The sequence below is a fragment of the Streptomyces sp. NPDC059861 genome (assembly GCF_042731435.1).
Lineage (GTDB): Bacteria > Actinomycetota > Actinomycetes > Streptomycetales > Streptomycetaceae > Streptomyces.
Window position 1 is genome coordinate 128,785 of the sequence record NZ_JBHWJQ010000012.1, and the last position, 25,614, is coordinate 154,398.

At 71.4% G+C, this 25,614-nt stretch carries 21 protein-coding genes and 3 pseudogenes; 8 read left to right on the plus strand and 16 right to left on the minus strand.

What is annotated here, in order from left to right; genetic code table 11:
* Window positions 1-19 precede the first annotated feature (19 nt).
* From ACFV6X_RS13705 to ACFV6X_RS13715, 3 genes and pseudogenes are all read left to right on the plus strand, one after another.
* Window positions 20-344 (plus strand): annotated as a pseudogene (locus ACFV6X_RS13705) (hypothetical protein).
* Window positions 345-527: 183 nt separating this feature from the next.
* Window positions 528-5,927 (plus strand): pullulanase-type alpha-1,6-glucosidase, encoded by a 5,400-nt coding sequence (pulA, locus tag ACFV6X_RS13710; protein WP_385382160.1) that lies wholly within the window; start codon window positions 528-530, stop codon window positions 5,925-5,927.
* 50 nt (window positions 5,928-5,977) lie between these two features.
* Window positions 5,978-6,334, plus strand: a complete 357-nt coding sequence (locus ACFV6X_RS13715; protein WP_385382163.1) for a 5-carboxymethyl-2-hydroxymuconate Delta-isomerase — start codon at window positions 5,978-5,980, stop codon at window positions 6,332-6,334.
* Here ACFV6X_RS13715 and ACFV6X_RS13720 read toward each other — a convergent pair.
* The 3 genes and pseudogenes from ACFV6X_RS13720 to ACFV6X_RS13730 all read right to left on the minus strand — a co-directional run bounded on the left by ACFV6X_RS13720 (window position 6,331) and on the right by ACFV6X_RS13730 (window position 9,385).
* Window positions 6,331-7,020 (minus strand): TetR/AcrR family transcriptional regulator, encoded by a 690-nt coding sequence (locus ACFV6X_RS13720; protein WP_385382166.1) that lies wholly within the window; start codon window positions 7,018-7,020, stop codon window positions 6,331-6,333. The two genes, ACFV6X_RS13715 and ACFV6X_RS13720, sit on opposite strands and share 4 nt — an antisense overlap.
* A gap of 174 nt (window positions 7,021-7,194) precedes the next feature.
* A pseudogene (locus ACFV6X_RS13725) lies at window positions 7,195-7,375 on the minus strand (oxidoreductase); the annotation flags it as partial.
* Between the two features lie 90 nt (window positions 7,376-7,465).
* Window positions 7,466-9,385, minus strand: coding sequence for a hypothetical protein (locus ACFV6X_RS13730; RefSeq protein ID WP_385382169.1), 1,920 nt, complete (start codon window positions 9,383-9,385; stop codon window positions 7,466-7,468).
* Between the two features lie 163 nt (window positions 9,386-9,548).
* Here ACFV6X_RS13730 and ACFV6X_RS13735 point away from each other — a divergent pair, with 163 nt between their 5' ends.
* Complete coding sequence (locus ACFV6X_RS13735) at window positions 9,549-9,971, plus strand: hypothetical protein (protein ID WP_385382172.1); 423 nt, start codon at window positions 9,549-9,551, stop codon at window positions 9,969-9,971.
* 68 nt (window positions 9,972-10,039) lie between these two features.
* Here the strand turns inward: ACFV6X_RS13735 and ACFV6X_RS13740 are convergent, their stop codons facing one another.
* The 8 genes from ACFV6X_RS13740 to ACFV6X_RS13775 form a co-directional block, all read right to left on the minus strand.
* Window positions 10,040-11,635 (minus strand): DUF1996 domain-containing protein, encoded by a 1,596-nt coding sequence (locus tag ACFV6X_RS13740; protein WP_385382175.1) that lies wholly within the window; start codon window positions 11,633-11,635, stop codon window positions 10,040-10,042.
* A 203-nt stretch (window positions 11,636-11,838) separates the two neighbouring features.
* Window positions 11,839-12,492, minus strand: a complete 654-nt coding sequence (locus ACFV6X_RS13745; RefSeq protein ID WP_385382178.1) for a LuxR C-terminal-related transcriptional regulator — start codon at window positions 12,490-12,492, stop codon at window positions 11,839-11,841.
* Complete coding sequence (locus tag ACFV6X_RS13750; RefSeq protein WP_385382181.1) at window positions 12,477-13,754, minus strand: sensor histidine kinase; 1,278 nt, start codon at window positions 13,752-13,754, stop codon at window positions 12,477-12,479. The genes ACFV6X_RS13745 and ACFV6X_RS13750 overlap by 16 nt, the downstream gene beginning before the upstream one ends.
* A gap of 101 nt (window positions 13,755-13,855) precedes the next feature.
* Entirely contained in the window at window positions 13,856-14,875 is a 1,020-nt protein-coding gene (locus ACFV6X_RS13755) for an NAD-dependent epimerase/dehydratase family protein (protein WP_385382183.1), read from the minus strand.
* A 78-nt stretch (window positions 14,876-14,953) separates the two neighbouring features.
* Window positions 14,954-15,574, minus strand: coding sequence for a winged helix-turn-helix domain-containing protein (locus tag ACFV6X_RS13760; RefSeq protein WP_385382186.1), 621 nt, complete (start codon window positions 15,572-15,574; stop codon window positions 14,954-14,956).
* A gap of 388 nt (window positions 15,575-15,962) precedes the next feature.
* Complete coding sequence (gene glnII / locus ACFV6X_RS13765) at window positions 15,963-17,000, minus strand: glutamine synthetase (RefSeq protein ID WP_385382189.1); 1,038 nt, start codon at window positions 16,998-17,000, stop codon at window positions 15,963-15,965.
* A 326-nt stretch (window positions 17,001-17,326) separates the two neighbouring features.
* The gene (locus tag ACFV6X_RS13770; RefSeq protein ID WP_385382192.1) at window positions 17,327-18,025 is read right to left on the minus strand and encodes a hypothetical protein; all 699 of its coding nucleotides are present in this window, start codon (window positions 18,023-18,025) and stop codon (window positions 17,327-17,329) included.
* Window positions 18,026-18,159: 134 nt separating this feature from the next.
* On the minus strand, window positions 18,160-18,519 hold the full coding sequence (locus ACFV6X_RS13775) for an arsenate reductase family protein (protein WP_385382195.1): 360 nt from the start codon (window positions 18,517-18,519) through the stop codon (window positions 18,160-18,162).
* A gap of 528 nt (window positions 18,520-19,047) precedes the next feature.
* Between ACFV6X_RS13775 and ACFV6X_RS13780 the strand changes: the two genes are divergently transcribed.
* The 3 genes and pseudogenes from ACFV6X_RS13780 (at window position 19,048) to ACFV6X_RS13790 (ending at window position 20,950) form a co-directional block, all read left to right on the plus strand.
* Window positions 19,048-19,716 carry a hypothetical protein gene (locus ACFV6X_RS13780; protein ID WP_385382198.1) on the plus strand — a complete coding sequence of 223 codons (669 nt, stop codon included), beginning with the start codon at window positions 19,048-19,050 and terminating at the stop codon, window positions 19,714-19,716.
* 230 nt (window positions 19,717-19,946) lie between these two features.
* Window positions 19,947-20,370: pseudogene (locus ACFV6X_RS13785) on the plus strand (DUF6879 family protein); the annotation flags it as partial.
* A gap of 265 nt (window positions 20,371-20,635) precedes the next feature.
* Window positions 20,636-20,950: a hypothetical protein gene (locus ACFV6X_RS13790; protein WP_385382200.1), complete on the plus strand. Its 315-nt coding sequence runs from the start codon at window positions 20,636-20,638 to the stop codon at window positions 20,948-20,950.
* 94 nt (window positions 20,951-21,044) lie between these two features.
* Here ACFV6X_RS13790 and ACFV6X_RS13795 read toward each other — a convergent pair whose 3' ends face one another.
* Together ACFV6X_RS13795 and ACFV6X_RS13800 are read right to left on the minus strand one after the other, a co-directional pair.
* Window positions 21,045-22,235: a winged helix DNA-binding domain-containing protein gene (locus tag ACFV6X_RS13795; RefSeq protein WP_385382203.1), complete on the minus strand. Its 1,191-nt coding sequence runs from the start codon at window positions 22,233-22,235 to the stop codon at window positions 21,045-21,047.
* A gap of 57 nt (window positions 22,236-22,292) precedes the next feature.
* Window positions 22,293-23,078 carry an alpha/beta hydrolase gene (locus tag ACFV6X_RS13800; RefSeq protein WP_385382206.1) on the minus strand — a complete coding sequence of 262 codons (786 nt, stop codon included), beginning with the start codon at window positions 23,076-23,078 and terminating at the stop codon, window positions 22,293-22,295.
* A 123-nt stretch (window positions 23,079-23,201) separates the two neighbouring features.
* Between ACFV6X_RS13800 and ACFV6X_RS13805 the strand changes: the two genes are divergently transcribed.
* Complete coding sequence (locus ACFV6X_RS13805; RefSeq protein WP_385382209.1) at window positions 23,202-23,489, plus strand: hypothetical protein; 288 nt, start codon at window positions 23,202-23,204, stop codon at window positions 23,487-23,489.
* A 19-nt stretch (window positions 23,490-23,508) separates the two neighbouring features.
* Here the strand turns inward: ACFV6X_RS13805 and ACFV6X_RS13810 are convergent, their stop codons facing one another.
* The 3 genes from ACFV6X_RS13810 to ACFV6X_RS13820 form a co-directional block, all read right to left on the minus strand.
* Window positions 23,509-24,093, minus strand: coding sequence for a hypothetical protein (locus ACFV6X_RS13810; RefSeq protein WP_385382212.1), 585 nt, complete (start codon window positions 24,091-24,093; stop codon window positions 23,509-23,511).
* A gap of 2 nt (window positions 24,094-24,095) precedes the next feature.
* Entirely contained in the window at window positions 24,096-25,013 is a 918-nt protein-coding gene (gene htpX, locus ACFV6X_RS13815) for a zinc metalloprotease HtpX (protein WP_385382215.1), read from the minus strand.
* A gap of 254 nt (window positions 25,014-25,267) precedes the next feature.
* Window positions 25,268-25,525, minus strand: coding sequence for a hypothetical protein (locus ACFV6X_RS13820; protein ID WP_385382218.1), 258 nt, complete (start codon window positions 25,523-25,525; stop codon window positions 25,268-25,270).
* Window positions 25,526-25,614: the final 89 nt, after the last annotated feature.

Here is a 25,614-nt window from a genome sequence, read left to right on the forward strand (position 1 = left end):
GCCGTGACATCGTGATGCCATGGCCATCGAAGTTCGCCCGGCCTCGGTCCTCGAGGACGTCGCCGCCGTGCTTCGGTCCCAAGTCGCCCGGCGCCGACGTCTGCTGGTGCCTGAGCCACCGGAACACGCCCTCGTCGCGGGCGCGGTCGACTTCGCCCGTGCTCACGGCGCACCGGCGATCGAGGCCTACCCCCCTCGACAACGGCGACGCCCGCGTCGACCTGACGATGGCGTACGCCGGCCTCCGCAAGAACTTCGAACGCGCCGGCTTCACCCACGCCGCCGGCACCACCTCGGTCCTGGCCGGTCATCCCCGCGTCCTCATGCGTCTGGACCTGCGCTGACCGAGCCGGCCACGACGGAGGCCACTGCCGAGGGTCTCGCTGAAACTTCTTGCTAAGCGTTTCAACACTCTTGCTGTAAACCTTTCGTGAGCGATACGGTCGCGCCGGGCGCCCGGCGACGATGCCGTGCCGCGGCGCAGGGGTCGGACCCAACAGAGCCGCCATCCCAAGGAGTTCACGCTCGTGATATCGAGTTGGCCGGCGCCCCGCAGGCGCCGTACCGCCCATGCCGGACGGGTCGTGGCCGTCACCGTGGCCGCGCTCGCCGCAGCGCTCGTCCAGCCCCTCGCCGCCCGGGCGGCCACCCCGCCCCCACCGCCGTCGGACGCGAGGCTCGCCGCCGAGCCCGCCCGGCACGACCTCACCCGCGAGCAGTTCTACTTCGTGCTGCCGGACCGTTTCGCCAACGGGGACAAGGGCAACGACCGGGGCGGACTGACCGGTTCACGCCTCACGACCGGCTACGACCCCACCGACAAGGGCTTCTACCAGGGCGGCGACCTCAAGGGCCTGACCCGCAAGCTCGACTACATCAAGGACCTCGGCACCACCGCCATCTGGCTGGCCCCGATCTTCAAGAACCAGCCGGTGCAGGGCGAGGGCAGCAACGCCTCCGCCGGTTACCACGGTTACTGGATCACCGACTTCACCCAGGTCGACCCGCACTTCGGCAGCAACGAGGACCTCGAAACCCTGATCGACAAGGCCCACGCCAAGGGCATGAAGGTCTTCTTCGACGTCATCACCAACCACACCGCCGACGTCGTCGACCACGAGGAGAAGTCCTACGACTATCTCTCCAAGGGCGCCTTCCCGTACCTCACCAAGGACGGCAGGCCCTTCGACGACGCCGACCATGCCGACGGTAAGCGGGACTTCCCCGCCGTCGACCGGGACTCCTTCCCCCGCACACCCGTCGTCCCCGGCGCCAAGCGGAACGTGAAGGTCCCGTCCTGGCTCAACGACCCGGCCATGTACCACAACCGCGGTGACTCCACGTGGGCCGGCGAGTCCGCCACCTACGGCGACTTCGTGGGCCTGGACGACCTGTGGACGGAGCGTCCCGAGGTCGTCGAGGGCATGGAGAGGATCTACCAGCGCTGGGTGCGGGACTTCGACATCGACGGCTTCCGGATCGACACCGTGAAGCACGTCAACATGGAGTTCTGGACCCAGTGGGCCACCGCCCTCGACTCCTACGCGGCCCAGCGGGGACGCGACGACTTCTTCATGTTCGGCGAGGTCTACTCGGCCGACACGTCGGTGACCTCGCCGTACGTCACCCAGGGCCGCCTCGACTCCACGCTCGACTTCCCCTTCCAGGACGCGGCCCGCGCCTACGCCTCCCAGGGCGGCAGCGCGAAGCGGCTCGCCTCGGTCTTCGGTGACGACTACAAGTACACGACCGGCACGGCCAACGCCTACGAGCAGGTCACCTTCCTCGGCAACCATGACATGGGCCGCATCGGCACGTTCCTGAAGCAGGACGACCCGGACGCGACCGACGCCGAGCTGGTGCGGAAGGCCAGGCTCGCCAACGAGCTGATGTTCCTCAGCCGTGGCAACCCGGTGATCTACTACGGCGACGAGCAGGGCTTCACCGGCGCGGGCGGCGACAAGGACGCCCGCCAGACGATGTTCGCCTCCACCACCGCCGACTACCTCGACGACGACCAGCTCGGCACGGACCGTACGCACGCCGACGACGCCTACGACGCCGGAGCACCGCTCTACCGGCAGATCAGTGCTCTCGCGGGGCTCCGCAAGGCCCACCCCGCCCTCGCCGACGGCGTCCAGACCGAGCGCTACGCGGCCGACGGCCCCGGCGTCTACGCCGTCTCCCGCACGGACGCGAAGAGCGGCACGGAGTACGTCGTCGCCTTCAACAACGCCGACGAGGCGAAGACCGCCACCTTCCCGACCGACACCCCGGCCACCACGTTCGTCGCACTCCACGGCACCAGGGCCTCCGTCGAGGCGGGCGCCGACGGAAAGCTCACCGTCACCGTCCCGCCCGGTTCGGCGATCGTCCTGAAGGCGGCCGGCCGGCCCGCCGCCCCCGCCACCGAACCGGCGATCACCCTTCAGGCCCCGCCCCCCGGCGCCACCGGCACCGTCGAGCTCACCGCCGGCGTCGACGGCGGCGCCCGCAACCGCGTCGTCTTCGCCGCCCAGACCGGCAACGGCAAGTGGCGCACCCTCGGCTCCGCCGACCACGCCCCCTACAAGGTCACCCACACGATCGGCAAGGACGTCGAACCCGGCACCGCCCTGCGCTACAAGGCGGTCGTCGTCGACTCCAAGGGCCGCACGGCGAGCGCCACGGCGACCGGCACCACCGGCACCCCGGCCACCGAGCAGCCCCCCGCCGCCACCTCGCGCGACCACGCGATCGTCCACTACAACCGCCCCGACGGGAACTACGCCGACTGGGGCCTGTACGCCTGGGGCGACCTCGCCGACGGCGAGTCGACCACCTGGCCGGACAGCCACCCCTTCACCGGCCGCGACGCCTACGGTGCCTTCGCCTACGTCAAGCTCAAGCCCGGCGCCTCCAGCGTCGGCTTCCTCGTCATCGACAAGGACGGCGACAAGGACGTCGCCGCCGACCGCACCATCGACCTGACCAAGACCGGCGAGGTCTGGATCGAGCAGGGCAAGGAGACCGTCCGCACCGAGCGTCCGGAGTACCCGGCCCAGGACAAGTCCAAGGCGGTGCTCCACTACCACCGCGCCGACGGCGCCTACGACGGCTGGGGACTGCACGTCTGGACGGGCGCCGCACAGCCCACCGACTGGTCGAAGCCCCTGATGCCGGTGAAGACTGACTCCTATGGCGCGGTCTTCGAGGTACCGCTCACCGAGGGTGCCACCAGCCTCAGCTACATCATCCACAAGGGCGACGAGAAGGACCTCCCCACCGACCAGTCGCTGGACCTCAAGGCGAACGGCCACGAGGTGTGGCTCTTGAACGGCCGGGAGAAGTACCTGCTGCCGCAGCCGGCGGGCAGCGCCGCCGCGCTCGACCTGACGACGTCCAAGGCGATCTGGATCGACCGGAACACGGTCGTCTGGAACGGCTCCGACGCGGCCGCGTCGACCCAGCTGCTCTTCTCGCGCGACGGTGCGATCAAGGCGGAGAACGGCACGCTCAGTGGCGACGCGCAGTGGCTCCGGTTGTCCAGGACCGCCCTCACCGACGCCCAGAAGGCGAAGTTCCCCCATCTGAAGGACCACACGGCCTGGTCCGTCGACCCACGGGACCGCGACCGGGTCCGTGACGCCCTGCGCGGCCAGCTCGTCGCCGCCCAGCGCGCCGCGAACGGCGCCGTGCTCGCCGCCACCGGCGTCCAGATCGCCGGTGTGCTCGACGATCTGTACGACGCGACGAAGGCGACGCTCGGCCCGACGTTCCACAAGGGCCGGCCGACGCTGTCCGTCTGGGCGCCCACGGCGCAGACCGTCTCCCTCGAACTGGACGGCTCGCTCAAGCCGATGCGGCGCGACGCCACCACCGGCGTCTGGTCCGTCACCGGTGCCGCGTCCTGGAAGAACAAGCCCTACCGCTACGTCGTGAAGGTCTGGGCCCCCAGCGTCCGCGAAATCGTCACCAACAAGGTCACCGACCCCTACTCGCTCGCCCTCACCGCCGACTCCCGGCGCAGCCTGCTCGCCGACCTCGGCGACCGTTCCCTCACGCCCGCCGGGTGGACGGCACTGCGCAAGCCCGAGGCCGTCCCGCTGAGGGACGCGCAGATCCAGGAGCTGCACATCCGGGACTTCTCCGTCGAGGACAGGACGGCCGGGCACCGCGGCACCTATCTCGCCTTCACCGACAAGTCGAGCGACGGCAGCAGGCACCTGCGCCGCCTCGCCGAGTCCGGCACCTCGTACGTCCACCTCCTGCCCGCCTTCGACATCGCCACCATCCCCGAGAAGAAGTCCGACCAGGCGAGCGTCGAATGCGACCTCGCCTCGTTCCCGGCGGACTCCGAGCGGCAGCAGGAGTGCGTCGCCGCGATCGCCGCGAAGGACGCCTACAACTGGGGCTACGATCCCCTCCACTACACGGTCCCGGAGGGCTCCTACGCCACCGACCCGGACGGCACGGCCCGTACCGTCGAGTTCCGCAGGATGGTCAAGGCGCTCAACGACGACGGCCTGCGGGTCGTCATGGACGTCGTCTACAACCACACGGCCGCCAGTGGCCAGGCCGGCACCTCGGTCCTCGACCGGATCGTGCCCGGCTACTACCAGCGGCTCCTCGCGGACGGCTCGGTCGCGAACAGCACCTGCTGCGCCAACACCGCCCCCGAGAACGCCATGATGGGAAAGCTGGTCGTCGACTCGATCGTCACCTGGGCCAAGCAGTACAAGGTGGACGGCTTCCGCTTCGACCTCATGGGCCACCACCCGAAGGCCAACATCCTCGCCGTCCGCAAGGCCCTCGACGCGCTGACGCCGGAGAAGGACGGCGTCGACGGCAAGAAGATCATCCTGTACGGCGAGGGCTGGAACTTCGGGGAGATCGCCGACGACGCCCGCTTCGAGCAGGCCACGCAGGAGAACATGGCCGGCACCGGGATCGCCACCTTCTCCGACCGGGCCCGTGACGCCGTCCGCGGCGGCGGCCCCTTCGACGAGGACCCCGGCGTCCAGGGCTTCGCGTCCGGTCTCTACACGGAGCCCAACTCCTCCGCAAGCAACGGCACTCCGGCCGAGCAGAAGGCCCGCCTCCTGCACTACCAGGACCTCATCAAGGTCGGGCTCGCCGGCAATCTCGCCGGGTACCGCTTCACCGACACCAGCGGCAGGCAGGTCAAGGGCTCCGAGGTGGACTACAACGGCCGGCCCGCCGGATACGCGGCGGCACCCGGCGATGCCCTCGCCTACGCGGACGCCCACGACAACGAAACCCTGTTCGACGCGCTCGCCTTCAAGCTGCCGGCCGGCACCGGCGCGGCCGACCGGGCCCGGATGCAGGTCCTCGCCATGGCCACGGCCACCCTCTCGCAGGGCCCGTCCCTCTCCCAGGCGGGCACCGACCTGCTGCGTTCCAAGTCGCTGGACCGCAACTCCTACGACAGCGGTGACTGGTTCAACGCCATCCACTGGAACTGCGCCGACGGCAACGGCTTCGGCCGCGGGCTGCCGCCGGCCGCCGACAACGCGCCGAAGTGGCCGTACGCCAAGCCGCTGCTGGGCTCGGTCGGCGTCGGGTGCGCCCAGATCGAGGGGGCCTCGGCGGCGTACCGGGATCTGCTGAGGATCCGTACGACGGAGCGGGCCTTCTCCCTCCGCACGGCCGGGGAGGTCCAGGAGCAGCTCTCCTTCCCGCTGTCCGGCACCGGCGAGACGCCCGGCGTGATCACCATGCTCCTCGGCGACCTGGTCGTCGTGTTCAACGCGACGCCGCAGCGCCAGGAGCAGCGCATCGCCGCGCTCGCCGGGAGCGGCTACCGACTGCACCCGGTGCAGGCCGAGGGCGCCGACGCGGTGGTCAGGGGAGCGTCGTACGAGCCCGACGGCGGCACGTTCGCCGTACCGGGCCGGACGGTGGCCGTCTTCACCCGGACGGGCTGACGCGACGCTGCGGCTAGGGTGCTCCTGTCCCACGCAGAACAGGAGCACCCATGCCGCAGATCACCGTCGACCACTCCGCGAGCCTGGCGGACGACTTCGACCGGCCCGCGTTCGCGCGGGCCCTGCACACCGCGGTAGTGGAGATCGCCGCCGCGAAGCCGCCGGCGTGCAAGACGCAGTTCCGCCCGACCGAGGTCACCACGGTCGGGGACGAAACCGAGGGGCACGCCGTCGTGCACGTCACGGTCGGACTGCTGGCCGGCCGCAGCGACGACACCAAGGCGCGGCTGACCGAGGCCGTACTGGAACTCCTGCGGCAGCACGTGAAGCCGGCCGCGAGCCGCACCCTGCACGCCTCCGCCGAGGTACGCGACCTCGACCCTTCGTACCGCAAGTTCGAGAGCTAGGAGGCCAGGGCGATCAGGCGGGCGGCCAGGTCGGTGAAGGGGCCGTCCATCGGCTCGTTCTTCAGGACCTGGCGGATCAGCGTCGCCGTCTCCTCGTCATAGGTCGCGCTCACCGCGGCCAGCGCGGCGAAGTCGTTGACGAGCTGGGACTCCAGCTCCTCGCGCGGAATGCGCCGGCCGTCCAGCCAGATCAGCGCCGTGGACTCGGCCAGCGAGATCCAGGAGCGAACGACCAGTTCCAGCCGCGCGGGCGGGTCCGTGACGCCCAGATGCGACATGATCTGCTCGTACGCCGCCTGCCGCACCGCGTCGATGAGCGCGTTGGTCCGCGACGAGCCGCCCGCCGGGCCGCCCCGCATCAACGCCGAGAAACCGGGGCCGTGGTCGTCCACGAAGTCGAAGAAGCGGTGCATCACCCGCCGCAGCCGGGCACCGAGGGGACCCTCGTGCGGTTCGACGAACCGGCCCGCCAGATCGTCCGCCGCCCGCTGCAACGCGGCCTCGTAGAGGCTGAGTTTCCCGGGGAAGTAGTGGTAGACCAGCGGGCGCGAGATGCCCGCGGCGGACGCTATCTCGTCGATGGAGACCTCGTCGGGCGAGCGGCGGCTGAACAGTTCGAGGGCGACGCCGATCAACTGCTGCCGCCGCTCCTCGACACCCATCCTGCGGCGAACCCCGGTAGACATACGGACACCTTACCGATCGGATCCGGCCTCGAACGGACAGGACTGATCCAAGTGCCCTGCCGAACCGTTCACATATTCAGCACAAGTCTCTCACTTCGTGCCCCCGGCGCCCAGATCGGCATCAAGTCGCCCCGCTCCCCGTCGGTCAGCGACTCGTCCCGGTGGTCGACCTCGCCCTCCAGCACCCGCCGCCACCAGCCGGGTGGCGACGGGGTGCGACGAGGTGTCCTCCGGGTCCCCGCACAGGGGGAGTGCTGCCGCACCAGCCCCGACGGCAGCACCAGGTCCAGATGCGCCCCGGGCCCCGGCGCGGCAAGTCGTGCCCTTCGAGCCGCAGTTGTACGACGCCCCCGGCGTGTCCTCCCAGGAGAAGGACACGTTCCGCGCCTTGAGCGGGACCCGCTCGGACTCCACGGGGCGGGCGACTTGTTGACGCCCGTGTCAGCTAGCGAAGGCCGTTGATCGTCCGGCCGTCGGTCAGGGTCCCCTTCAGACCTGCCTCGGCGCCCTGCTTCGCCTTCGCGGCCAGGAGGTTGCCCTGGGCGGTCTGCCGCACTCCGCCCGTGGCACTGATCGACGCGGTGTCCCGGCTGCCCGCCGCCAGCAGGTACCAGGACCCGGCCTCGGACTTCCACAGCACTCCGGCCAGCACCTGCGGATCGCGGGCCCCGCACGCCGCCACGTTCTCGGCCTTCGCGGCCACCGCCCCGTACGTCCCGCCCGGTGTGTGGAACTGCGCCAGCACCCGCTCGCCGCCGCCCCGCCAGGTCTCCCCGCGCGTGCACACCCACGCGGCCGTGCCGCTCGCGTCGGGCAGCGGCTGCTCGGCGTACTGCCAGGCGTTCACCGACCGTACGCCCTGTCCGCGCAGGCCGCCCAGCGAGCAGCCGAGCGGCGCCCAGCTGCGCAGCGCCTCCGCACCCGCCGCGTCGTGCGGCGCGCCCGGGCGGCCGTTGGTGAGGCGGGCCGGGACCAGTTCGCCGAGGTCGGTCATCAGCCGCGTGCCGGAGTCGTCGGTGACCTGGAGGACGTTCCAGGAGGTGCAGGTGCCGGACTGGGTGGCGGGGCTGGCCAGCGGTGCGGTCATGCCGCCCGAGACGGCGAGGTCCATGGCGCCGGCGGCCGGCTTCATCAGGTCCCGCTCGGCCGCCTTGCTCACCCACGGCGCCGTCAGGTAGCGGACGTTGCCGTCGGTCCGGTTCAGCACCACCGCGCTCGCCTCCACCCGGCTCGCGCCGTCGGCACGGGCGAAGTCGAGGGCGGCGCCCGCCGTGCCGTCCTTCGGCTCGGCGTAGCGGGCGATGCGCAGACCGTCGTAGAAGATCACCACGCGGGCGTTGTCGACGTGCCCGGCGTACAGCAGCTGCGGCGGTCCGGCCGGACCGCCGGACGGGGTGCCGGGGGTCGCCGAGACCTGGACCGTCTCGCCGGGGCGGGCCCAGACGGCGAGCGCCCGGCGCAGCAGCGTGCTGTCGGTGGTGAGATCACCGCGGGCGGGCCAGACGGAGAAGTCCGCGCGGGTGGCGGACCGCCAGGCGACGGGGGAGACCTTCAGCAGCCTGCCGGGGTCGAGGGCGGCCTGGGCCGCAGGGTTCTGCGCGTACGGCGGAGCGGCGGCACCGTCCGGGCCCCAGCCGTCGCCCGGCAGTGCGAGCAGTGCCCCGCACACGGCGACGGCCGCGGCGGCGGCGAGCGCGGCCTTCAGATGCTGGCGGCGGCGCATCAGATCGGTGGGCCGGGCCTGCAGCGAGCAGGGGTCGAACTCGGGGGAGTCGAGCAGCGTGTACTGCACGGGGACGCCGTCGGCCTCCTGGAGCGCGGCGTCCGGGTCGGCGACACCCGCCGTGCGCAGGATGTGGTGGACGTCGCTGTCGGGGAGCCGTTCCAGGCCGCGCAGGACGTAGGCGGCGCGGGCGGCCGCGGAGAGCGCGGACAGGTGCTGGTCCAGCGCGAGTTCGTCGGCGCCGCCCGAGCGCGGGAACAGCCGCAGGCCCCACACCTGGGGGAGCAGCGGCGGCAGCTGCGACCGCTTGGGCCACGCCTTGCGCCGCAGCGGCAGGCCCGCCTCCAGTGCCGTACGCAGCACCTGGAGCCGGACGAAGGCGTAGCCCGGATCGCCGTCGCGGCCGGTGGACTGGGCCGGGATGACCGACGCCGCGGCGCGGCCGCGGGGCAGCGCGCGCTGGGTGAGGGCGTGCGCGGTGAGCACCCGCCGGTTGCGGCCCAGGGCGGGCGGCAGCACCAGGTAGGCGAGACGGACCAGCCGCGGATAGTGCTCGACGAGCGCGGCCTCGGCCTGCTCGACGTCGACGACCGGGTCGGAAGCGGAAGACGTGGGGTGCGGGGCGACATCCTGTGACTGCACGTTCAGCAGAACGAGCGAATCGACGGTTGGTCACCGCCACACAGGTGAGTGGGCTCCGCGGGTTGACGAACGGGTAGGGCGGCCTCATTGAGCACAGCGCCCGCCGCAGCCGTATCGAACTGAGGCGCAGGTGCGTCCGCTCCAAGACCGACCGGAGGAACAGATGAGGCTGACCCGACCGATGCTGGCCCTGAGCGGTGCCGCGCTGGCGCTGGCGGGCTGCGGCTCCGACGGCGACCAGGCGGCCGTACCGGAGACGGCGACCGGCAGCCTGGAGCAGCTCGCCGCGGAGGTGAAATGCGACCCGAACATGCAGACCGACGCGGACGAGATCCGGCAGGCCATCTGCAAGAACACCGACGGCAAGTTCGTCCTCGCGACCTTCGCCACGGACCGGGGTCAGCGGGAGTGGATCAATGGGGCGAAGGACTACGGCGGTCACTACCTGGTCGGCCGCAAGTGGGTCGCCGTGGGTGACACCCCGGTGGTGCGGGCGTTGCAGTCCACACTCGGCGGGGACATCGAGGAGGGCACCGACCACTCCGTGCACGAGAAGTCCGGCGGGGCCACGCACGCCGGTCACTGACCTTTCGCACACACGGAAACCGGCGGCGGGACATTCCCGCCGCCGGTTCCCGTGGTGCTACCGGCGCGTCACTGGCACTTACGGCCGCTGTTGATGCAGTTGACCATCTTGCTCATCGTCCTCTGGGAGAAGAAGTTGATGAAGTCGTTGTGGTCGGTGATCGGCTTGTGCAACTGCTCCGGGAAGGTGTCCACCGCGAAGGGGTTCTGAACCACCCCGTTCTCGATGGTCGGCGTCGGAACCTCGTACACCAGGCGGACCTGGAGCTGGGGGATCGCCTGGAAGCCGTTCGGGCAGGCCCCGTTGCCCTGGACGAACGCCACGTGCGTGCGGTGGTTGGCGCTGTCGATGTTCTGGCCGTCCCAGCAGCTCTGGAACTTGGACAGCCGCACCACGTCGCTGCCGTCGGGGCAGAGCGGGTACTTGTCCGTCAGCTGGCGGTCCTCGAAGCCGGTGCAGGTCCAGGCGGTGTTGGCGTTCGCGAGGCCGTTGACGAAGGCCTTGGCGTCACCGGTGATGATGCGCAGGGCCCGCGGCATCGCGACGACCCGGCTGGTCCTGTTGCCGACGAACTTGAGCTCGGCGGCCTTGGGCTCCAGGATCTGGCCCACGTTGCCCTCGGTGCCGCCGCCGGCGTCGTTCTGGTCGAAGTCCTGCGAACCGTCCTGCAGACGCAGCACCGGCCAGAAGTACGACGACCTGTCGCCCTGGTTCTGGCAGGTGGTGTCGGCCGCCGCCAGGTCCTCGTCGCTCGCGAACGCGTCGTTGTTCTGGTTGCCGACGTAGTCGTGCAGGTGGTGGGCGCCGTTGGTGACACCCGGGGCGACGATCACGTTGTCGGTGTTGTGGTTGTCGTTCGAGTTCGTGCCGCACTTCGTGGTGAAGCTGCCCCTCGAACCGCCCCTGCCGTTCGCGGCGAGCCCGTTCGGAAGGTTGCGGGAGTTCGGCTGGACGGTGGTGATGTCCTGGAAGTCCGCGGCCACCGGACCGTTGCCGGCCTGGCCGCCGTTGCCCTGCTGGCCGTCGCCTTCCTGGCCGTCGCCGCCCTGGTCCTGGTCCCCGCCGTCCTGCTGGCCGTCGCCGTTCTGGTCGCCGTCCTGCTGGCCGTCGCCGTTCTGATCCCCGCCGTCCTGCTGGCCGTCGCCGTTCTGGCCGTCGCCCTGCTGACCGTCACCCTGCTGGCCGTCGGTGGTCTCGGCGGGCTTTCCGGTGCAGGGGGACAGGTTGTCCAGCTGCTCGGAGGCGCTGCCACCGGCCCGGTTGATCTCCAGCTGGATGCGGTCGATGATCACCTGCCGCCGGTCCTTGAGCGGGCCGAGGATGGTGTTCTGGACGTAGCTCCCGTCCCTCACCTGCGCGTCCCGCGTGGCCGCGAGCCGCTGGTAGGCCTCGGTGATCTGCTGGTCGAGCGTCGCGAGTTCGCCGTCCACCTCCCCACGGGCCTGGTCCGGCACCTCGGAGATCTCCTGGCCGACGTCGGGGCAGTCGATCGTGGCCACCTGGGCCGCGGTCGCCTTCGTCCGGTTCGACCAGCCGTCGTCCTCGTGGGCCGAGGCATAGAAGTTGGCCCAGACAAGCCCGCCCCCACCGAGCGCTAGGGCCGCCGATGCGGCAATGGCCTTGGTGGCCAGCGGCGTACGGCGTTTTCGTGTGTTGCGTCCCATGGAACTCCTCTGACTTCCTTGCGGGGCAGCATCGAGGCGCCCGACAGGAGTGAAGCGGCTCCCTCAGATACGCGGCGCGTCCCACGGGTGTTCAGCCGTCCCGGAAATAGTTGAGAAGTTCGTGAGGACTCCGTGCAGCCAACGGCCCGTGGAGAACCAGGAGTTGTCGGCCGTCCACGGCGAGTGAATGAGCGCGTCCGCTTTCAGTGACCGTGGTCGAGATACGCGAGAACCGCCAGCACGCGGCGGTTGTCGTCGTCCGACACCTCCAGGCCCAGTTTGGCGAAGATGTTGGAGGTGTGCTTGGCGATCGCCCGTTCCGTCACCACCAGATGCGCGGCGATCGCCGCGTTGGACCGGCCCTGCGCCATCAGCTCCAGCACCTCCCGCTCGCGCGGCGTCAGCCGGCCGAGCGGCCGGTCGTCGGCCGCCCGCCGGGCCAGCAACTGCTGGATGACCTGCGGGTCCATCGCCGTGCCGCCCGCCGCGACCCGTCGTACGGCGTCCACGAACTGGTCCGCGTCGAACACCCGGTCCTTCAGGAGGTAGCCCACCCCGCCGCTGCCGTCGGCGAGCAGCTCGCGGGCGTACAGCTGCTCCACGTGCTGCGAGAGCACCAGCACCGGCAGCCCGGGCCGGTCCCGGCGGGCCCGCAGCGCGCACTGCAGGCCCTCGTCGGTGAGCGTGGGCGGCAGCCGGACGTCCACCACCGCCACGTCCGGCTTCAGCTCGGCCAGCGCCCGGTCCAGCTCGGGCCCGCTCTCCACGGCCGCCGCGATCTCGAAGTCGTAGGCCTCGAGCAGCCGGACCAGCCCGTCGCGCAGCAGGAACAGGTCTTCGGCTAGGACAACGCGCACGGGAGCTCCAGGGTGACCATGGTGGGGCCGCCCGCCGGAGAGCTGACGGCCAGGACGCCGTCGAATGTACCGAGCCGCCGCTCCACACCCGCCAGCCCCGAACCCGCCCCGATCACCGCGCCGCCCTTGCCGTTGTCGGTCACCGCGATCCGCAGCATCCCGTCGGCGTGGTGCACGTCGATCCAGATCCGGTCGGCGTCCGCGTGCTTGACGGCGTTGGTGAGCACCTCGCTGACGGCGAAGTACGCCGCCGACTCCACCGGTGGCTGCGCGCGCCCCTCCAGTTCCACCGTGACCTCCGTGGCGACCGGCAGCCGCAGTGCCAGCGCCCGCACCGCGTCCCCGAGCCCCCTCTCGGCGAGCACCGGCGGATGGATGCCGCACACCAGGTCGCGCAGCTCCGCCAGGGCTTCGGCGGAGGACCGGCGGGCCGCGGCGAGCAGCTCCTTCGCCTTGGCCGGGTCCTTGTCCAGCAGCATCTCGACGGTCCCCAGGTCCATGCCCATCGCGACGAGCCGGGCCTGCGCGCCGTCGTGCAGATCCCGCTCGATACGGCGCAGCTCGGCGGCCGAGGAGTCCACGGCGACCTGCCGGGTCTCGGTCAGCACCCGCACCCGCTCGGCCAGTTCGCCCTGCTGGGAGCCGAGGACGGCCCGGGTGAGCGCGAAGTGCGCGGTCAGCAGGCGGGGCGCGAAGTGATGTCCGAACAGCAGCAGTACGGCGGCCAGGGCCGCGGCGCCGAACGCGGAGGCCTGGCCGGTCACCGGCACGAACCCGTACCAGTAGCCGTCCGGGAAGACCCGCCACAGCCCGATCGCGAGGGCGAACCCCTCCAGCGGATAGAGGAACAGCGCGGCCGGCAGCAGCGCGGTCACGAACCCCGCCGTCATGTCCACCGGCAGCCACCGCAGATCCCGCCAGGTCGCCGGATCGCCCAGCATCCCGAAGGTGCGGGCCCACGGATTGGCGTCCTTCGGCAGCGGCCGGTACGCCGGCGGGATCCGCACGCCGCCCCACTCGGCCGCCAGCACCCGCCGCCAGTCCGCGAACGCCCGCACGCCGGTGAGGACCCCGGGGGTGGTGACGATGCCGACGCCGATCGGTATCAGCGCGATGGACACGAGGGAGAGGGTGAAGCAGAGCACCGCGCCCGGCAGGGACACGAGGGCCAGCGCCAGCCCGCGCACCGCGGCCCGCACGACCGCGCCCCCCTGCCCGATCCCTTCGGTGCCGCCACGGATGTCGCTGGTCTCGATGGTCATGGCGCCAGTCTGGAGGAGCCGAGCACGACGGTCACTGGTCCGAGCCCCCCGGCCGGGAGGTGTACCCAGATACACCCTCACCCACGAATCCACCTCCCGGCCTACACCCCGTCGCCCGCCAACACCTTCCGCTCCGTTTCCGGGTCGAGGCCTACCGGTGGCCGGTCCGGGCGGTGGGGGGCCGTTCCGCCGATCTGCCGCAGCCAGCGCCAGGTGTCGGTCACGGTCTCGCCGGCCGGGCGGCAGCGCAGCCCGGCGGCCAGCGCGCGGGACACGTCCGCACTGTGCAGGGCGTCGTGCAGCTCGCTGCCCGGTGGCACCCACACCGGCAACCCGCTCCACGGCTCGATCCCCGCCCCCAGCACCACCTCGGGCGCGGTCCAGCGCAGTTCGGCCGCGGCGCCGGTCACCCGCACGCACGCGTCAAGCAGCTCACCCATGGTGGTGTGCCCGCGGGGACCGGTCAGGTTGTACGGGCCGCAGCGCTCCCCCTCCACCCCGTCCAGGATCCACTCGGCGAGGTCACGGACGTCGACGAACTGCACCGGCAGCTCGCGCGGCCCCGGCGCCAGCACCGGCCCGCCACGGGCGATCCGGGTCAGCCACCAGGGCAGGCGGCCGACGTTCTCGTACGGCCCGAGCAGCAGCCCGGCCCGCACCAGCAGCGAGCGCTCCGCGCCGAAGGACTCCACGACGGCCAGCTCACCGCCCCGTTTGTCGCGGGCGTAGTCGGTGTGGTCCGCGCCGGCCTCGGCGCCCTCGACGAGCGGCGCGTCCTCGGTGTACCCTGCGGGCGGGGCCCAGGCGTACACCGAGCAGCTCGACACGTACACGTACCGCCCGGCGCGGCCCCGCAGCAGCCGCGCCGAGTCCCTTACCGCCCGCGGCGCCGCCGACCAGGTGTCGACGACGGCGTCCCAGTCGCCGTCAGCCAGTCCGCCGAGCCCGCCGGGTCCGTCTGGACCCTGTGGCGCGGTGCGGTCGCCCAGCACTTCGCGGACACCCGGCGGGGCCGCGTGCCTGCCCCGGTGGAAGACGGTGACGTCCCAGCCCCGCCCGAGGGCTGCCTCCACGACGGCCCGCCCCGCGAACTCCGTACCACCCAGTATCAGCAGTCTCATGGGGCGACTCTGCCCCGGGGACCGTGCACGGGGGAAGCGGGATCTGCCGAGGGCAGACGCGGACGGTGCGCCGGGCCGTCAGCCCCGGGCCGGCGGCGCGTACTTGTAGCCCACCCGGCGGACCGTGAGGATCGCCCGCCGGTGTTCCGCGCCCAGCTTGCGGCGGAGGCGGGCGATGTGGACGTCGACCGTGCGGCCGTCGCCGACGTGCCCGTAGCCCCACACCGTGGTGACGAGCTGGTCGCGGGTGTGCACCCGGTGCGGGTGCGCCACCAGGTGGGCGAGCAGCTCGAACTCCAGGTAGGTGAGGTCGAGTTCCCGCCCGGCCACCTCGGCGGTGCGGCGCTGGGGGTCGACACGGATGAGGGGGGCGGTGACGGTGTCCGTGCCGGTCTCCATGAGGTCCGCCGCTGTCGCGGGGCCGGTCACCGGCACCGGTGGGAAGGGCGGCTGCTGGTCGGCGGGGACCAGCACCAGGTACCCGACCATCGGAGGCCGGCCCGGGAGGGAGGGCAGTGTCTCCTGCGGCGCGGGCAGCCACGTGGCGCCCGGCGGGAGGAGGTCCGCGACCCCTCTCACCTCGTCCGGGTCGACGGCTCGCAGCCGGTGCCGGGAGTCCCGGGGAGCCGGAGCAGCGGGGGTCGGGGCGGGGGAGAGGGGACGGGACACGGAACGGGGCACAGAACCAGGGGTCGCCATGGGAGGTCAGCTCTTCTCGCGCGAGAGGTCCGTCAGGGGGAGGTGCTCGTGTCGCGCTGGCCGAAGGCCGGTGTGTACGGCGTCAGACGGCCGGCGCGGTCGTCGCGCGGCAACACACCCGGTCGAAGTCGTGGTGCTGACGGGAGGGCCAGAAGGGCTCGAGGTCATGGCGACCCGTCGCGGAGAACTTCTGGAAGCCGACCATGGATCCCATTGAAGCAGACCCTCGCCGGGAACCCGACCCTCTTCCCACCCCTCGGACCCTTCCTCGGCATCCGTGAGGTCCGTACCCAGGAACGCGTCAGGGGGCGCCCACCGGTTCGGCGGGCGCCCCCTGACGGAGCTGCGAAGGCGACCGCGGCGGAGCCGCCACGGAGGCGCGGACGGATCAGACCTGGCCGGCCTTCTCCAGGGCGGAGCAGCAGGTGTCGACCAGCAGCCGGGTCACCACGTAGGGGTCGACGTTGGCGTTCGGGCGGCGGTCCTCGATGTACCCCTTGCCGTCCTTCTCCACCTGCCACGGGATACGGACCGAGGCGCCGCGGTCGGAGACGCCGTAGGAGTACTTGTCCCACGGGGCGGTCTCGTGCAGGCCGGTCAGCCGGTCGTCGATGCCGGCGCCGTAGTTCTTGACGTGGTCGAGCGGCTTGGAGCCCTCGCCGAGCGACTCGCACGCGGTGATGATCGCGTCGTAGGTCTCGCGCATCGCCTTTGTGGAGAAGTTGGTGTGCGCACCGGCGCCGTTCCAGTCGCCCTTGACCGGCTTGGGGTCGAGGGTGGCGGAGACGCCGAAGTCCTCGGCGGTGCGGTAGAGCAGCCAGCGGGCCACCCACAGCTGGTCGGAGACCTCCAGCGGGGACAGCGGGCCGACCTGGAACTCCCACTGGCCGGGCATGACCTCGGCGTTGATGCCGGACAGGCCCAGGCCCGCCTTCAGGCAGTTCTCCAGGTGGGCCTCGACGATGTCACGGCCGAAGATCTCGTCGGCGCCGACACCGCAGTAGTAGCCGCCCTGCGGGGCCGGGAAGCCGCCCTCGGGAAAGCCGAGCGGGCGGGCGCCGTCGAAGAAGGTGTACTCCTGCTCGATGCCGAAGATCGGCTCCTGCGCGGCGAACTTCTGGGCGACCTCGGTGAGCGCCGCGCGGGTGTTCGACGGGTGCGGGGTCATGTCCGTGTTGAGGACCTCGCACAGCACCAGGATGTCGTCGCCGCCGCGGATCGGGTCGGGGCAGGAGAAGACCGGCTTGAGCACACAGTCCGAGGCGTGGCCCTCGGCCTGGTTCGTGGAGGACCCGTCGAAGCCCCAGATCGCAAGCTCCGCGCCGCCGGCACCCTTGTCCGAGTCCGCCATGATCTTCGTCTTGGAACGAAGCTTGGCCGTCGGCTGCGTGCCGTCGATCCAGATGTACTCAGCCTTGAAGGTCACGGGCCACTTCCTTCGGGGTGGGTCTGGGCGCGCTTGCGGGTGGTGCGGCGCTACGGCACCTGGGCGCCGCGTTCTGCATGTCCGGAAGCCTGTCAACAGGCGATTTCCCGATCATTGCCCGATTGTGAACCCCGTGTTACCTGGCGGTGCCGCGGCCCACCTCATCGTGTGAGGCCCGCCGGGTGCGCGCGATCGGCTCGTATGCGATGCGCCGCGGACGCGCCGGTCCTGCCGCTCGTGGCCGCGAGCGGCAGGACCTGTGACACCTACGCGGGGGGCGACCCTGAGCGGGCCGCCGCCTCAGCGGTTACCTGGGCTGTCGCGCCTCACCCCACCTTCTCGATCACGGCCCGGCGGATCAGGAACTTGCCGGGCTCACGGACCTGTTCGAAGGCCGCGTTGTTGAGCAGGACACAGCTGCCGGAGACCGAGGTGACCTCCACCGTCGTGGACTTGTTGTTGTCCAGATTGGTGACCTTCAGCTTCGTACCGGCCGGGAACTGGTTGCTCGACGCGGCCGGGGCACCGGCCTCACCGGAGAGCGTCACGGTGGAGCCGTTGCAGACCTGCTCCCCGGCGGCGGCGCCCGCGCCGTCACCCGGGGCGGCGGGGTCGGCGGGCGGCGCGGACTCCTGGGCGCCGCCGCCTGCCTGTCCGGCCCCCTGGCCCGCACCCTGACCCGCGCCGTTGCCCTGCTGGCCGGGCTGCGCGGCCTGGGAGTCCTGAGCCGACTCCCCAACCTCGCACCCGGCCGCCTTCTGCTGAAGCTGGATCTGGGCGATGACGGCCTCGCGGTTGGCGATCCGGGCCGCGGACTGCGCGTCCGGTGCGGCCCGCTGATCCGCGATGAACCGCTGGTTGTTGCCGAGGGCGGTGGCGAAGCCCTGGCAGGCCGTCGAGTTCGCCGCGGACTGCGAGGCGTTCGACGTGCTCGCCATGACGAAGGCGCCGCCGCCCGCCACCGTGGCCGCGCTGACCAGCAGGGCCAGCTTCTTCTTCGTGCTGAGAGTTCTCCTGCGCGACATGCGCGCCTCCTGGCAGGTAGGGGAGCGTACGCCGCTATGTACGAGATGCCGAACGGGGTTACTCAGTGGTTACGGGAATAGGTTGAAGTAACCTGCGTCACAGGGGAGTTGGCGACGGCGGCCAGTGGCGGGGGTCAGCGGGAGAGCGCGTCCCGTACGGCCTCGTCGGTGCGGCCGACGACCGCCGTGCCGTCGTCCGCGGTGATGATGGGCCGCTGGATGAGCTCGGGATGCCCGGCGAGGGCGGTGACCCAGCGGTCGCGCGAACCGGCCTCACGCGGCCACTCCTTGAGCCCGAGCTCCTTGGCCACGGCCTCCTGGGTCCGCGTGATGTCCCACGGCTCCAGCCCCAACCGGTCGAGCACGTCGCGGATCTCGTCCTCGGTCGGTACGTCCTCCAGATAGCGGCGGACGGTGTACTCGGCACCCTCGGCGTCGAGCAGACTCACGGCGCTGCGGCATTTGGAGCAGGCGGGGTTGATCCAGATTTCCATGCCGGCACGGTACGCCGCCGAACGGCCCGGGAAACTCGTCTTCCCCGTGTGTCACGGCACCCCCGAAAGCCCTTGTGGTCAGGGGCCAGGCACCCGCGCGTCGGGCGCCGAGTACCTTCCACTCACGCAGCCGGGCGCGGGCGTGACCTTCATCCCAAGCCCTTGTAGAGCAGGCCGTCCGGCAGGCCGGCTACTCCGCCACGCAGCCTCGGCACCGCCGGACGTAAGGGCCTGTACTGGCGGCCTGGCATCGCGGACACCACCGCCGCGTACCTCGCTGTGCTGGCCGTGCTTCCGCGAGTCTGACCTCGACCTGGAGCCGCCGCAGGTGGAGCTCCAGGACGGCATCAGTGAAGGCCCAATGGCATTGGAGCTGACGAGGACCGCATTCAGACGGAGGTCGACGCGATCCTCGGCGAGTCCGGCCGGGCTGTCTCTGATCCGATGATGAGCGGCGCAGAAGATCTCCAGGGTGCACCCGGCAACATTCGGAGGGATTCTGATAGTGCAGCCCGATAAGGGGTCCACATGTCACCCTCACCAACGAACTCGGATCCACCTTCCTCGCCGGGCTCATCGGACAATCCGCAGGTAAGTCGGGCGCGGAAAATTCTTGCTGCCTCTCATGGGTGGCAGACGCTGTTGGCGGCCCTGGTGGCGGGAGCGGTCGCAATCGTCGTCGCGATCCTGCCCGATGGCGGAGACGGCAGGCGCAGCGATACAGGAACCACCGACAACACGCGATCCCCCGCAGTGACGAGTCTTTCCAGAGTCCATATCAACTCGATCACCCACGTGCAGGCACCCAGCAAGGTGATCGTGACCCTGGCCGGGGACTACGAAGTGCCCGAAGACGGGTGGACGGTCTACGCGTTCGGCCAGCAGCAAAAGACCGAGAAAAATGAGGCTGGGCCCGCTTCGTGGAAAGTGCAACGAGCAACGGTTGACGCCAGAAAGCAGACGTGGGTTGCGAAGTTCACGGTGGATGAAACTCCCGTCACTCTCCGCTGGTCCGCCGGCCTCGTCTATGAAGGACATGAAGGAGATGGAGGAGGGGAGCCACCGTCCGAAGAGTGTGACCCGGGCATGGACTGCGCTCAGCCGCTCCTGGACATCCTTGAGTCCGAAGGTCCGGAAAGCCTCCTGGTAACAGACCCTGCGCCGACGAAGACCACGACGATCCCCGCTCCGTCCTAGGGGATCCGTCCGGCCGGGGGTGACATGGCGATCTCCCCAGCTGCGGCCGAGGACCTCGCGACTGAGGTACGGCGCCTGTATGAAGACGCAGAGTCCGTGCTTCTGGAGCGCATCGCCAAGGCCCCGGAGGCGGACCTGGAGAGCCCGCTGTGGGCTGAGCTGAAGCTGGCCGCGAGCGGCAACCTTCGGACAGCCGTCGAGACCGTCGCTGAAGCCCTTCTGCAGGACACCACTCCGCATGGCGACTGGAGACCCGCCACCGCTACGCGTGGGACGAGCAGCAGGACACCTACCGCCAGTTCCTCACCGAGGGCCGCGTCGACTGGGACGAGGACGACCCGTGGTGCCGCGAGCGTCGCGAGCAGGCCGCGCTGGGCAAGCGGTTCGAGCGGGCCCGGATCCTCGACGTGCCGCCACCGAGGGCCAGCGGTACCTCCTCGACAACGCCCGCGCAACGCGGGCGCCGGCGAGGACATCCGCGTCCTGTCCCGCAGCAAGGCCGACGAGCTGCAACTGCCGCGCGAGGACTTCTGGCTGTTCGACGCGCGCGTGGTCGCTCTGCCGCATTTCGACGACGCCGACGAAATGACCGGCGTAGAGCTGATCACGGCGCCGGAGCAGGTGCTCCGCTACGCGCAGGCACGCGAGGCCGCTTGGCAGCCCGTCCGACGGGGGACCGGAAACCCTTTTCGGCCGGGGCTGTGCTGTGTCCGCTGGAGGGCTCTGTTCGAATCTGCCGCCGTCTCACACATCTCTCGCAGACCATGTGTGACACGGCGGCAATTTGCCTTCTGAGCAGGCGATTTACTGGACGTCCTGGACGCCCTGGATGTCAGTGCCAGGCACTAAACTAGAAGCAGTGTTCGAGGGTGTCGCCGGGGTGTCCGGCCGGCGCCCTGACCGCGACAGGAGGATGCCCGTGCCCGCTGCCGCACTGAAGCCGAAGCCGCTGCCGACCCAGTCCACCGCCAAGCGCCCCGTCCCGCTCGACCTTCCCTGCGCACCCGTGGAGAAGCGGCCGTTGCCGCCGGGGCGTCCGCGCGATTGGTACATCTCGCACAACCGCCGGCTCAAGGCCATGCGCCTTGCGATAGCGCTGCTCGATTCGGGGGTGTACATGCCGAACCAGGCGCGCAACGAGACGATCCGCAGCACCGCGGACCTCATCGGCGTCCACCCGCCGTCGGACACGACGTGTCACATGGTGCGGGCGCTGATGCGGTACACGCGGTGAGCCGGTGAGCGATGGCGCCGGGTGCCGAGATCCACGTCGGCACCCGGCGCAGATCTGCCCGGAGTGACTTCATGAGGCGCCCGGCGCGGACCCCTCAGCCCGCCGCCAACTCCCGCTCCACCGGCGTCCGGAAGCGCGGCGTGATCCGCGTACCACCCACCCACTCCCGGAGCCGCTCCGCCTCGCGCTCGACGGCCGCGAGTGCCTCCCGGCCCAGGCCCATCTCCTCCAGTACCCGCCAGACGATCTCGCCGTCGGCCCGCTGGGCCCAGGCACCCACCACGCGGCCGTCCCACCACACCGTCGGCCCGACGTTGCCGCTGCGGTCGAAGAGGGCGGGGCGCAGCTCCGGGGAGAGGAACCAGTCGCGGTTCTGGCAGCCCATCGCCGTGGGGTCGAGGGCGGGGAGCAGCGCGGCCCACGGTTCGACGGGCCCGGGCACCGGCTCGAGGTCGCCCTCGACGACGTACCCCGTGCCCTCGTCCAGTCGCACCTCACGCGCCCCGATCGCGGCCAGCGCCCTGCGCACCTCCGTCACCCGCCACCCCGTCCACCACTTGAGGTCGACCTCGGTCGCGGGCCCGCAGGCCGTCAGCCAACGCCGCAGCAGCGCGGCCTGCGCCCCGGCGACGTCCAGTTCGGGATGCTCGGGTGCCAGGGCCCAGCGGAACTGGCTCGACGTCCAGGAGCCGAGCGGCCGCCCCCGGACGACCTTGCCCTCCACACCCAGCACCCGCAGCAGCCGCGTCGACACCGTGTGGACGCCCTCATAGCTCTTCCCGACGGCGTACGCGAACTGCTCCCGCAACCGCGGCTCGTCCCGCGCCAGCTCGGCCGCCGTGGCCTCCCCGCGCCGCGCCAGCAGGGCGAGCGTCGACTCCTCGACCTCCTTCAGCCAGGCCGCGTCCGGCGCCCCCGCTGTCGCCATGTCCTTGACCAGTGAGGCCCGCTCCCGCGCCGCCACCGCGAGCCCCGTGGAGGCGTGCACCACGGCGGTCAGCTCCGTCGGGAACACGAACACGGTGTGCCGCATGCCGTGCATCCGCACCAGCGTCCGGTCCGCGTACAGCGCCCGCTCGGTCTCGGCGACCGCCCTCGCCGCCTTGGTGAGCCGCGCTCCCACCGCCAGATACACGGTCGCGGGATCCGAACCGTGCAGTGCGACCAGCGACTCGGCGACCTCCTCCGGCCGCCCGGCGCGCGCCCCCACCGCCAGCCGGTGCCGCACCGCCAGCCGAGCCCGCCGCTCGGCCACCCCGATGTACGGCAATCCCGCAGCACCCATCCCGGCCTCCACCCGTTCCGCCCACACCGCTCGCACCGCCGACACCGCTCTCGCCGCTCACGACGAGGCCCTGTCACCCATCCTGCCGACCCCCACCGACAACGGCCCCCCACCTGCGACGCCGCCGCTCCCCTCGCTCAGCAGCGCCGTGACGAAGGCCCGCCGGTCGTCCCCGTGCGCAAGGAACCACAGCCCCAGCGAGTGGTCCGCTGCGGGCAGTTCGAAGCGCGTGTACCGGGCCCGGCAGGACAGGGCGGCCTGAACCGCCTCCGTCACCGCCGCCGGGATCACCGCGTCCGTGCCGGGCACGGCGAGCACCGCGCGCCCCCGGTACGCCCGCAGCGCGTCCAGCGCGGGTGACCCGCGCCAGCTGCCCGGCCGCCGGATGAGGGCGCTGAAGGGGCCGTCGCCCGTCCCGAACGGCACGTCCCATGCCTCTGCCGCGTAGACGGCGGGCGCGCACAGCCCCAGTGCGGTCACCCGGTCGCCGTAGTGCGCGGCGAGGTCCGCCACCGTCTGTCCGCTCATGCTGAAGCCGACCAGGATCAGCGCCCGGTCCGCCGGGACCCGCGCGTCGATCACCGCCACGGCCTGGTCGAACCGGCGTCGCAGGCTCGACTCCCGCAGCTCCCCCGTGCTTTCGCCGTGCCCGGAGAAGTCGAACGCGACTCCCCGGCAGCCCCGCGCCACGAACTCGCCCAGCAGCGGCAGCAGTCGTTCCTTGTCGCTGCGGCCCGCGCCGTGCATGACGACGGCCGCCACCGGGGCGTCCGGATCACCGCCGGCCACCGCGCCGAGCCGTTCGCCGTCGTGGTCGGCCGCGAAGTGTGAGAGGGCGTTCATGGCGCCATTCACTCACGGCGCCCCGTCCGCACACGCCCGCACACGGAAAAGGAGATGCGGGCCCCCATGCCCCGGGCGCTACGCTCGTCGCACCGCAGAACACACATCCCGGGGAGTCCCGTCATGGGCACCATCATCTTCTCCGGGACGGTCGTCCTGGTCGTCCTGGGATTCGGCAACCACCTCTACTGGCTGGCCGCCGTCGCCGTGCTGTTCCTCTACGTGCAGTACGGGCGCGACGCGTCCACGAAGACCTCCGCCCCTACGACCCCCTCGTCGCCCGGGCCCGCGCCCACGAGCTACAAGGCCTACCGCGACCGCCGTGACCAGCAGGCCAAGTGGGAGCGCCGCTACCGCCGGGAGCGGCCGCTGGAGTCCCGCCGTCAGCAGCGGGAGCGGACCAGCAAGTAGCCCGGCCCCGGGCTCGGGGTCAGAGCCCCGGGGCGCCCCACACCGGGAACCAGCGCCCCAGGTCCTCCTCCATCCGCAGATCACCGGCCAGCGCGGCCTTGACCTGGAGCTCCAGCGCGCTGTCGCGCCGCTGTCCCCCGTCGGGCAGCGGCGCGAACGGGTAGAAGGTGCCGCGCTTGTAGAGGTAGACCAGTGCCAGCCGTCGCCCGGCGTCGTCATGGAAGCCCGCCAGTGAGCACAGCAGCTGCGGGCCGAAGCCGTTGATCTCCATGGAGCTGTTCACCGCGTGCAGATCGTTGACGAGCTGCGGCAGCTCGCCGGGGTCGCGGCGGGACACCAGCCAGGAGTACCCGTACGCGTCCCGCTCCAGCTCGACCGGCGGCCCGGTCCGCTCGGTGTCCGCGTCCAGCAGCGCCCGTACCTCCCGGTGCGTCTGGTCGAACGCGGCCCCCTCGACGGTCGCGAAGCACACCGCGCCGTGCCCGGTCGGCGTGAAGGAGGCCGCCGCCTCCAGCGTCACCGCCGCCGAGGGCAGCGCGAACAGCCGGTCGAGATCGGGTGCGACCGGCTGCGTACGACCGAGCAGGATGTCCAGCAGGCCCATGGTCACGTCTTTCCGGGGGTCGCCGCCTCGCCCAGCTCGGCGGAGATCCGCCCCAGCTGTTCGAGGCGCTGCTCCAGGCTCGGGTGGGTGGAGAACAGCCGCGTGAGATCCGGCCCACGGCCGAGCGCCGGCGTGAAGTAGAAGGCGTTGAAGGCCTGCGCGGTCCGCAGGTCCTTCGTCGGGATCCGCGCGATGTCACCGGTCACCTTGGTGAGCGCGGACGCCAGCGCGGAGGGCCGCCCGGTCAGCAGCGCCGCCGCGCGGTCGGCGGCCAGCTCCCGGTACCGCGACAGTGCCCGGATCAGCAGGAAGCTGATCGCGTACACCGCGGCCGAGACGCCCATGATCCCCAGGAAGATCACTGCGGTGTTCTGGTCGCGCCGTCCGCCGCCGAAGAGCTGCGAGTAGAAGGCGAACCGCACGATCAGCCCCGCGATCACGCCGAGGAACGAAGCGACCGTGATCACGGCGACGTCCTTGTGCGCCACGTGCGACAGCTCGTGCGCGAGCACTCCCTCCAGCTCCGCCGGCTCCAGCCGCCGCAGCAGCCCGGTGGTCACGCAGACCACCGCGTGGTCGGGGTTGCGCCCGGTCGCGAACGCGTTCGGCATGTCCATGCCGGACACGGCGACCACCGGCTTGGGCATGTCCGCGACCGTGCACAGCCGGTCGACCACACCGTGCAGCTCCGGGTACTCCTCGCGTTCCACGACCCGCCCGTGCATCGCGTAGAGCGCGACCCGGTCGGAGAACCAGTACTGGGCGCCCAGCAGCGCCGCCGCGACCACCACGACCAGCACCCAGGACTTCAGCAACACGATCAACGCGGCGACGAACGCCACGTACAACAATCCGAGCAGGAACAGCGTGACCGTCATCCGCACGGTCAGCTTTCGGTCGCTCCGGAATCGGCTCTGCATGTGCATCACCCCGCACTACGACCCCAGCAATCGCCTGGGCCCACTGCCAGTGTGCACCCGCACACACCAAGAAGCGGTCGCCCCCACCCCTCCCCCCGGCAAAGACCTCCACCCACCCACTTGCCGGTACCGGCCCACGGCGCGCACACGGGCATCGAGGCGGGTCCAGGTACCGGCATCGGCCAGGTCCAGGGCCTCGTTCAGCGGCGCGCCCGCGGTCGGCGCCGCCGTCCCGCGTTCGGCTCAGCGGCGCTCTAGTAAGGGGCCCGGAAGTTGATGTAGCCCAGCAGGACGATCAACGCGACCACGCACCCGAGCACCACGACCGTCGACACCCACGAGGACCGGCGGCGGGTCAGGTGCTCAGGGGCGGCCCGGAACGGCACCGGAGCGGGTGGGTTGTTCTTCCAGCGCGCGGCGAGCATCCTGGCCCGCGCCGAGGGCTCCTTGTGTTCGGCGTCGTCCGCCCATCTGAGGTCGAACTCCCGCTCCGTGCCGTCCTGTTCGGACATCCCCGTATACCTCTCTCGAACATCGGTCACCGGATCGATGATCCCCTGTGGACGGCGATCAGGGGAAGTCCGAGAAGCCGCCGCCGCGG

Bases quoted from the DNA above. Each gene is read 5' to 3' on its own strand.
- ACFV6X_RS13715 (WP_385382163.1), top strand. From the start codon at position 5,978: ATGCCGCAGATCACCGTCGACCACTCCGCGAGCCTGGCGGACGACTTC.
- ACFV6X_RS13720 (WP_385382166.1), bottom strand. From the start codon at position 7,020: ATGTCTACCGGGGTTCGCCGCAGGATGGGTGTCGAGGAGCGGCGGCAG.
- ACFV6X_RS13735 (WP_385382172.1), top strand. From the start codon at position 9,549: ATGAGGCTGACCCGACCGATGCTGGCCCTGAGCGGTGCCGCGCTGGCG.
- ACFV6X_RS13740 (WP_385382175.1), bottom strand. From the start codon at position 11,635: ATGGGACGCAACACACGAAAACGCCGTACGCCGCTGGCCACCAAGGCC.
- ACFV6X_RS13750 (WP_385382181.1), bottom strand. From the start codon at position 13,754: ATGACCATCGAGACCAGCGACATCCGTGGCGGCACCGAAGGGATCGGG.
- ACFV6X_RS13755 (WP_385382183.1), bottom strand. From the start codon at position 14,875: ATGAGACTGCTGATACTGGGTGGTACGGAGTTCGCGGGGCGGGCCGTC.
- ACFV6X_RS13760 (WP_385382186.1), bottom strand. From the start codon at position 15,574: ATGGCGACCCCTGGTTCTGTGCCCCGTTCCGTGTCCCGTCCCCTCTCC.
- ACFV6X_RS13770 (WP_385382192.1), bottom strand. From the start codon at position 18,025: ATGTCGCGCAGGAGAACTCTCAGCACGAAGAAGAAGCTGGCCCTGCTG.
- ACFV6X_RS13775 (WP_385382195.1), bottom strand. From the start codon at position 18,519: ATGGAAATCTGGATCAACCCCGCCTGCTCCAAATGCCGCAGCGCCGTG.
- ACFV6X_RS13780 (WP_385382198.1), top strand. From the start codon at position 19,048: ATGTCACCCTCACCAACGAACTCGGATCCACCTTCCTCGCCGGGCTCA.
- ACFV6X_RS13795 (WP_385382203.1), bottom strand. From the start codon at position 22,235: ATGGGTGCTGCGGGATTGCCGTACATCGGGGTGGCCGAGCGGCGGGCT.
- ACFV6X_RS13800 (WP_385382206.1), bottom strand. From the start codon at position 23,078: ATGAACGCCCTCTCACACTTCGCGGCCGACCACGACGGCGAACGGCTC.
- ACFV6X_RS13805 (WP_385382209.1), top strand. From the start codon at position 23,202: ATGGGCACCATCATCTTCTCCGGGACGGTCGTCCTGGTCGTCCTGGGA.
- ACFV6X_RS13810 (WP_385382212.1), bottom strand. From the start codon at position 24,093: ATGGGCCTGCTGGACATCCTGCTCGGTCGTACGCAGCCGGTCGCACCC.
- htpX (WP_385382215.1), bottom strand. From the start codon at position 25,013: ATGCAGAGCCGATTCCGGAGCGACCGAAAGCTGACCGTGCGGATGACG.
- ACFV6X_RS13820 (WP_385382218.1), bottom strand. From the start codon at position 25,525: ATGTCCGAACAGGACGGCACGGAGCGGGAGTTCGACCTCAGATGGGCG.